Below are 7,965 nucleotides of genomic sequence, written 5' to 3'. Positions count from 1 at the left end.
CTAGTGCAGCGCGGCAGAAATACTTGAGCAGCTCATCTTAGGGTAAAATGGAACAATGAAGCCAAAAAAACTGGATGACCTAATCAAACTATTGCACTCATAACAACCTTAGCCATGCCTGACCCCCGTCCCCTGAGGATTAAATTATCACAGCAACAGCGAACTTTACTCGAACAGGTAGTGCGTCGCTACAGTAGTCCTCAAGGATTAGTGCAACGGGTAATGGTAGTTTTATTGGCTGCCGAGGGTATGAACAATAGTCAGATAGCTCAACAGTTGCAATTGGCACGTAACACGGTACGGAGGTGGCGACAGCGCTGGTCGGCGGCAGCTAACCATATGATAAGTATGGAAGGCGAGGGTATCAGCGACAAACAACTGCTACAAATGATGATAGCCGTTTTAGCCGATGCACCCCGATCAGGTACTCCAGCTACATTTACAACGGAGCAAGTCGTACAGATTGTCGCCCTGGCTTGCGAGTCGCCCCCTAGGGTGGGGCATCCAGTGAGTCACTGGACAGCCCAAGAGTTAGTCTCGGAAATAGTCAAACGAGGTATAGTAGAGCAGATTTCCCCGCGCAGTGTGGGACGTTTTTTAAAATGAGGCAACTTTACAACCCCATCGAAGTCGTTACTGGCTCAATGCTAACCCGGATGACCCAGAAGAATTCAAACAACAGGTAACAGCCATTTGCCAGTTGTATGAACAAGCTCAAACTTTGTCTGAAAAAGGAATTCATCTGGTAAGTACCGATGAGATGACAGGCATCCAGGCACTCGAACGTGCGGCTAGAACTTTACCGATGAAACCAGGGCGCATTGAATACCAAGAATTTGAGTACATTCGCCATGGTACAGTTAGCCTAATTGCCAATTTGGAGATTGCTACAGGAAAAGCAATCGCTCCTACGATTAGTCCAACTCGCCAAGAATGCGACTTTGCCAACCATATAGCCAATACCATTGAAACTGACCCGGATGGGGAGTGGATTTTTCTGGTTGACCAACTCAACATTCACAAATCAGCTTCCCTGGTGCGACTGGTTGCTGCTTGCTGTCAAATCGATACCGACTTGGGAGTGAAGGAACAAAAAGGGATTCTTAAGTCCATGACCAGCCGTGCCGCTTTTTTGTCTGATACCAACCACCGTATTCGTTTCGTTTACATCCCAAAACATACCTCTTGGTTAAATCAGATTGAGTGTTGGTTCAGTATTTTAGTGAGACGCTTGCTCCGTCGTGCCAGTTTTACCTCTACTGTGGAATTAAGCTCTCGCATTTTAGAATTCATTGATTACTTCAACCGTACTATGTCTAAACCCTTTCAATGGAAGTACAAGGGTGGCAACAAGCTTGAATGATATGATACAAGAGCATCCCATTTTTGGGCAATACGCTGTATTTAATTTCGGGCTTTCTCGCTTTCTCACTTATAAAATGCCTAAAACCCTTATTCAAATAGCCTTGCAATTATTGGCAATCGTCAGGACATAACATCACGCGATCGCACGCTTCCCTCAAAAATCCTGTGACCGCTACTGGCTGCTGACTTTGGCGTCAAACTGAAGTTCATATCATGTCCGGTCAAACACCCCTAATAAAAACGCCTGAAACCCCTGTTATTGCAGCATTGCAATTATGGGCAATCGTAGGGACATGATATCACCCTACATAAAATTGAAACTGCCTCACCATGCGCCTTGCGGCGATTTTTGACGCGCCTCATTTTATGTACCATCGCGCTCAATCCCAATGATAGCGGGAGTTTCAACCGATAAGATTGTCTATTTACAAGCGCTTCGCGATCATGAAGCGCTTGCCAGACTAACATGGTTTCTATTTTTGAGAGGTTGATTGCTAAAACTATTACGGGATAAAGCTTAGCGCCTAGTCTAGTACGTTTGCACTGTAAAAGCTTCAGCTATCCCTGAAACTATTGGGGTTGGATATTATTTTCTACAGTTGTTTAGATTGAACAGAGGGTTATACCTCCTATTCGCCAGATCCGGGGAGGGGACAGGGGTCAGACATAGCGAAGGTTGTTGTGAGTGTAATATTTGATTAGGTCATCCAGTTTTTTTGGCTTCATTGTTCCATTTTACTCTAAGATGAGCTGCTCAAGTATTTCTGCCGAGCTGCACTAGAGGGAACTTGCTTCACTCTCTACTTTAGAAAGGGGGTGTGACAAGGTTATGACAAATGAATGACGATCTTATCGAGGGGTGACAAGGGAGTTGAGGTGTAGGCAGGGTATGGGGTGTGGGGTGTCGGGTGTCGGGTGTAGGGTGTCGGGTGTCGGGTGTCGGGAGGGCTTCACAACCTTTGAAGGAATCTGGTTTTGACGTTAGTCAGGGCGGGTTTTGCTACAGATGTTATCGGTGGGATTCAACATTGAGTGCCTAATACCAAATTGCATTCTAAAGATATAACTTTCCCTCCCCCTGCTTCCCCTGCTCCCCCTGCTCCCCCTGCTTTTCCTATCTACTATGTTTGAGCGCAACTCGGTATAAACCCGCCCCTACTGCGCCAATGCCAACCCATCCCCACGGGGTTCAGATGCGGCAACGAAAACGCCTCCCTGCTGTAAAATTATCTGACCCTTGCCAAACCGTTTCCTGTCGGCACTCCGTTCAATATGATGTCCCCGTTGGGCAAGTGCCAAGGCAATATGAGACGGTACTGTTGGCTCTAAAAGTACCTGATTTCCGGCGATAAACTGCCATCGTGGGGCATCTAGTGCTGCTTGGGGATTCATGCCATAGTCTGCCAGATTCACGACCATTTGTAGATGTCCCTGGGGCTGCATATATTCCCCCATGACGCCAAAGGGTCCTAAGGGTTGACCGTCTTGGGTGAGGAAGCTGGGAATTATCGTATGATAGGGACGTTTTCCGGGTGCGACTTGATTGGGATGACCTGTTTCTAAGGTGAAACCACACCCGCGATTGTGCAGGGCAATACCTGTACCTGGAATCAGAATCCCACTGCCCAAGCCTTGATAATTCGATTGAATCAACGACACCATCAACTCCCCATCGGCGGCGGCTAAATAGACGGTTCCACCTTTGGCTAAACCGGGTTGGGCTAAGGGAATCGCGGTGTCTGTGATTAATTGGCGACGGGTTTGGGCATAGTCTTTATCCAGGAGTTGCTTAACTGCTACATCCATAAACCGAGGATCGGCGATATAACGCTTGGCATCGGCAAAAGCTAACTTCATGGCTTCAATTTGCAGATGATAGCTTTCCACCGAGTCACGGGGATATTGACGTAAGTCGAATCCTTCTAGGATATTCAAGGCGATTAGTGCCGTTAATCCTTGAGTATTGGGGGGAATTTCCCAAACCCGTAAGTCTCGATAGGTAGTGGAAATCGGGTTCACCCAATCCGCTTGATGGGTAGCGAAATCAGCTACGGTTAATAAGCCCCCCGTATCCGCCGCGAAATTCGCGATCGCACCAGCCATATCTCCCTGATAAAAGCATTCACCCCCCGTTTGGGCAATCTGGGTTAAGGTTTGGGCATGAGCCTCACTTCCCCACACCTCTCCCGGATGTGGCGCCCGGTTATTGGGAAAAAATACAGATTTAAACGGCTCAAATTCTCGCCCCTTCAGGGGGAGGAAAATCGCCTCTGCCTGTTTCCAAGCGGTTGCGGTAACCGGAGAAACGGGATATCCTGACCGAGCATAGCGAATCGCCGGGGCAAATAATTGCTCAAAGGGTAATTTTCCCCACCGTTGCCATAATGTTCGCCAAGCCGATACACATCCGGGTACGGTGACGGGTAACCACCCCCGTTGGGGGATGTCCTCCATCCCGGTAAAATGGTCTAGGGTTAAGGCTTGAGGACTTTTACCGGAAGCGTTGAGTCCATGTAACTGACCATCCCAGACTAAGGCAAAGGCGTCAGAACCAATTCCGTTAGAGGTGGGTTCAACTACCGTGAGTGCGATCGCGATCGCTAACGCCGCATCAACAGCATTTCCCCCCGCCCAAATCATCTCCATCCCCGCTAATGTGGCGAGGGGTTGGCTGGTGGCGACAGCACCATGTTTGCCCATGATTACCCGTCGCGTTGAAGGGTAGGGGTAGTGAGTTAGGTTATTTGTCATTTGTCATTTGTCATTTGTCATTTGTCATTTGTCATTTGTCATTTGTCATTTGTCATTTGTCATTTGTCATTTGTCAAAACACTGATTTCACGGATTTATTAGAGAGAGTGAGGTAGGGAAGTGAGAGATTAGTTACACTGATTACATTGAGTGACATCAGGGTTAAAACCTTCCCGTTAATGATAAATTTTGCCCCTACATCTCCCCCAGCTTCCCCATCTCCCCCAGCTTCCATCAAACCAAGGCTTCACTACAAACAATTATTGGAACTAAGTAATCCTCATCTTTTTGGCGACGGTTTAGCCATTCGTGTCGGTCATATTGGGCGTAAACTTGCTTGAGTTTGATAAATAGTTCATTTCCGGTTATATTATTACGTCTAAGTCGATTTAACTCGCGCTTTAGTCCTGTTGTGACGGGTTCGCGGAAGGCTTTTTCTAATAGATTAATTTGGGCTTTTATTTCCTCATCGTTAATTGTTTCAAAAAAGAGTCGGAGTTCCCGTAAACTATATTTTTGTCCTTGGCTGAGATTGCGGCTATAGTCCCGTTCCGCTTGGCGGTGTTTTACGTCTTCGGCAAATTGACGTTTAATTTTCATTACCGCCGCATTATAATCTTGGGGTAAGGATAATCCTTCTTCTTGGGCGCTGCTTTTTAGTCGTCCTAAAATGCGAGAAATATCCCGTGATACAATCTCTCCTTTGTCATCGAGTAAGACTAACTGCTGATACCCTTTTAACTCAGGGCGATTGGGATAGGAAGCTTCGCAGAACACGAATAATCCTTTATTTAGGGAGAATTTAGCGGTGCGGATACCATGGGGTAAATTAGCGATGCGTTTGTATTCGGTTGGGTCATCTTTTTGTAACTGGCGCAGGATTTCTTCGGCTTCATTTAGGTCTAAAAATTCCCCATTATCCTCAAATAAACTCAGTTGCTGGCTATCGCCATTTTTCTCATAGATAGCATACATCGCGTCTTCGTTGAGTTGTTCCGTGGGGTCGAGAATTGCCGAATCTTCGCCGATGGTTTCGTGGATTTCGGCGATGCGGTTGGCGAGGATGCGACGTAAGCCGAGATTTCTGTCTAATCCGGTTTCGGGTAAAAAGTTAAAGCCGTAAACGATATCATTTTCACTCCCAATTCGGTCAATTCGACCAAACCGCTGAATTAAGCGCACTGGGTTCCAATGCAGGTCATAGTTAATGATTAAGTTGCCATCTTGTAAGTTTAACCCTTCGGCGAGGACATCGGTGGCAATTAAGGTGTTAATTTCTGTTTCATTCCGGCTAAATTGATAGTCGGGGTTGGCTTTGGGGGCGAATCTACCGACGATACGGGCTTTACTTTTATCGCCGCTATAAATAACTTCAATATCATCCTGTTTCCCGTCGGGGTTGAGGTTGTCGTAGAGGTAACGGGCGGTGTCGGCGTATTGGGTGAAAATGAGGCGTTTACTGTTGGTTAGGGGGGCTTGGTTTAGCCCGGATTTTAGGGTTTGTAGTTTGGTGTCTTGGGCGGGGGTGATGGGTTGAACTAAGGCGATAATTTTCTCGAAGAGTTGGATATCATGGTGAATATGCTGGTGTAGGCGTTCGGCATCGAAGTCGGCGAGTTTGTATTTTCCAGACGCCTGACGTAAGGCATCAAGTATGTCTTGTTCTTCGCCTTGGTTGGGTTCATAGAGAATCGATTGGGCTTCCTCCCCAGCGGGAACAAATCCTTGAGTTAAGGCTTTCTCAAACAGATAATGGGCGTTGAGGAGTTTGTTCACGGTTTCTCGGAAAGCTTCGACGCTAGACTCGAAGCGTTTGAAGAGTAGCACCCGGATGAGTCCGCGCAGGTTCGCCCCGGCTGTTTGTAAGCTGGAATAGGGGTCTTGTTTCTGCTTGGCTTTTAAGACATAATTGCCTATACCATAACGGGCATAACAGAGTTCATTGGCGGGGGGATTGGTGAGTTGGCGTTTACGGGATTTTCCTAGATAATGGCGCAGTTGTTGGTATAAGCCTTGGTAGGTATCTTCGATGCTGTATTCAATGGTTTCTAATTGGCGTTTGGGGAAAAATTGGTGCTTCCCGCCCACAATGACATAGGCGCGGCGTTTCCCGGTGAGGTAGGCGGAAAAGTTGGCGGGTTCGATGGGTTGATGGGTTTGGGCGTCGAAGCCGTACCAACGGAGAATGTGGTTGCGGGTGCGGCGGATCAGGATATGGGATAATAAATTGGGTAAGTCGCGATCGCCTTTTTCGACTAATTTAAAGTAAGCTTTTAAATCCGGGGGGTCTACGGGTAAGTCGGTTTTGTCGTCGGGGTGGAAGAGTTTTATCTGGTTATAAATATCCCAGGCGCTTTTATTGCGGGGGGTGGCGGTGAGGAAGCAGCATTGTTTCCCAGTGGCGAGGAAGGTTTCGACGATTTTGTAGCGTTGGGTGCTAGGGTTGCGGAGGTTGTGGCTTTCGTCGATAAGGATAAAGTCTCTATCTTTATAGCGGAAGTCGTTGATGAGACGGTTTTCCCCATTTTCACCATCATCTCGCAGCATTCCCAGTGAGAGGACACGGGCGTTGAGATGATAAACTTCATTGTAACGTTCCCACATTTCTATGAGGGGGGCGGGACAAAGAATTAAAGGGCGGGCGCGTTCCACTTGTTCAAACCGTTTGACAATCGCCGCGCCAATAAAGCTTTTCCCTAAGCCAACGACATCGGAGACGAAACAGCCGCCGTAGTCGCGGATAATTTTGATGGCTTGGTTAACGGCTACTTTTTGGAAGTCGGCGAGTTGCTGGGTAATCGCGTCATCGGCGATAATTTCGATTCGGTTTTCCTCTTGGATGCGATCGCGGACTAACATATAGAGGGTTTTCATATAGATATCGTAGGGGCGGGTTGGTGCCATTACCCACGACTGCTGCATCTGCTGCATTAGGGTTTCGTCGAAGTCTTCGGCGTCTTCCCAGAGTTGGTTATACCAGTGGGTGAGTTGTTGGTGGTTGTCGTTTCCGTGAACAATGACGTTGAGTTCAGTATTATGGGAAATGCCCGATAAGGTGAGATTAGAGGAACCGACAACAGCAATACCTTGTTCGGCGCGATCGACGAGTTGTCCCAATTGGTTATAAACTTTACCATAGTCGAAGATGTAGGCTTTGGCGTGGAGTCGTCCTTTGGTATACACTCGCACCTGTAAGCGTTTTTCTTCGATCATTTGTACCAGGTTTTTCACCAAGGTTTCCGCTGCATCGGTTTGATCCATTAATTCCACGCTAGAACGGATATTTTCGGCAGTTTGGGCTACCATTTCCTGGCGGAGGATGCGTTTGGGATAGGTTTGGGCTTCGATTTGGTCTTTAATTAATTCTAAGCGGCGATATCCTTCGGCGAGTTGTTCGATGGTTTCGCGGTTGCTGGTATTACCGATAAGTAACCGCATTTCCTTTATAGTGGCGAGGCGGGGGGCGATGGCGATGAAACCAGAAAGGAAGAAATAACCGACAGCAAAATGGGCGGCGTCTGAGGAGTCGAGGATACAGTTAATACTGTCTACGAGTTTTTGGTTGCGGTTGTCGATGATATCGTGAGTTGGCATTTGTTATTCGTCATTCGTCAAAGCCAGTAGGGTGCGTTACGCTTCGCTAACGCACCATTGACATTGGCTGAGGTGTAAGTTCAAGGAGAATAATTCTGAGACTTAGAGTTTATAGTCAGGGATACCAATGTTCCTGAAAAGGGGGTTATAGGAGCGCACATTTTCCCATGGTGAAATAGTACCTGAAATCACAGCAGAAATCAAGCGATTCGTGGGATTTTTTGGGGATGGCGATAAATCCGATAACTTGGTGGG

4 protein-coding genes are annotated in these 7,965 nt (G+C 47.4%); 2 read left to right on the top strand and 2 right to left on the bottom strand.

Annotated features, from left to right (window positions below; translation table 11 throughout):
• Positions 1-114: 114 nt before the first annotated feature.
• Together RIC07_RS21670 and RIC07_RS21665 are read left to right on the top strand one after the other, a co-directional pair.
• On the top strand, positions 115-606 hold the full coding sequence (locus RIC07_RS21670; protein ID WP_446396334.1) for a helix-turn-helix domain-containing protein: 492 nt from the start codon (positions 115-117) through the stop codon (positions 604-606).
• Between the two features lie 115 nt (positions 607-721).
• Complete coding sequence (locus RIC07_RS21665; RefSeq protein ID WP_446396333.1) at positions 722-1,363, top strand: transposase; 642 nt, start codon at positions 722-724, stop codon at positions 1,361-1,363.
• A gap of 1,157 nt (positions 1,364-2,520) precedes the next feature.
• On the opposite strand, the gene RIC07_RS21660 is transcribed toward RIC07_RS21665, so the two are convergent.
• Positions 2,521-4,116 carry a gamma-glutamyltransferase family protein gene (locus RIC07_RS21660; RefSeq protein ID WP_446396332.1) on the bottom strand — a complete coding sequence of 532 codons (1,596 nt, stop codon included), beginning with the start codon at positions 4,114-4,116 and terminating at the stop codon, positions 2,521-2,523.
• Positions 4,117-4,350: 234 nt separating this feature from the next.
• Positions 4,351-7,710 (bottom strand): helicase-related protein, encoded by a 3,360-nt coding sequence (locus RIC07_RS21655; RefSeq protein WP_446396331.1) that lies wholly within the window; start codon positions 7,708-7,710, stop codon positions 4,351-4,353.
• Positions 7,711-7,965: the final 255 nt, after the last annotated feature.

Source organism: Coleofasciculus sp. E1-EBD-02 (assembly GCF_040218245.1).
GTDB lineage: Bacteria > Cyanobacteriota > Cyanobacteriia > Cyanobacteriales > Coleofasciculaceae > Coleofasciculus.
The sequence above is the reverse complement of the archived record's forward strand: the minus strand, read 5'-3'. Positions and strand labels throughout refer to the sequence as shown.

Coding starts and splice junctions, on each gene's coding strand:
- RIC07_RS21670 (WP_446396334.1), top strand. CDS start 115: ATGCCTGACCCCCGTCCCCTGAGGATTAAATTATCACAGCAACAGCGA.
- RIC07_RS21660 (WP_446396332.1), bottom strand. CDS start 4,116: ATGACAAATAACCTAACTCACTACCCCTACCCTTCAACGCGACGGGTA.
- RIC07_RS21655 (WP_446396331.1), bottom strand. CDS start 7,710: ATGCCAACTCACGATATCATCGACAACCGCAACCAAAAACTCGTAGAC.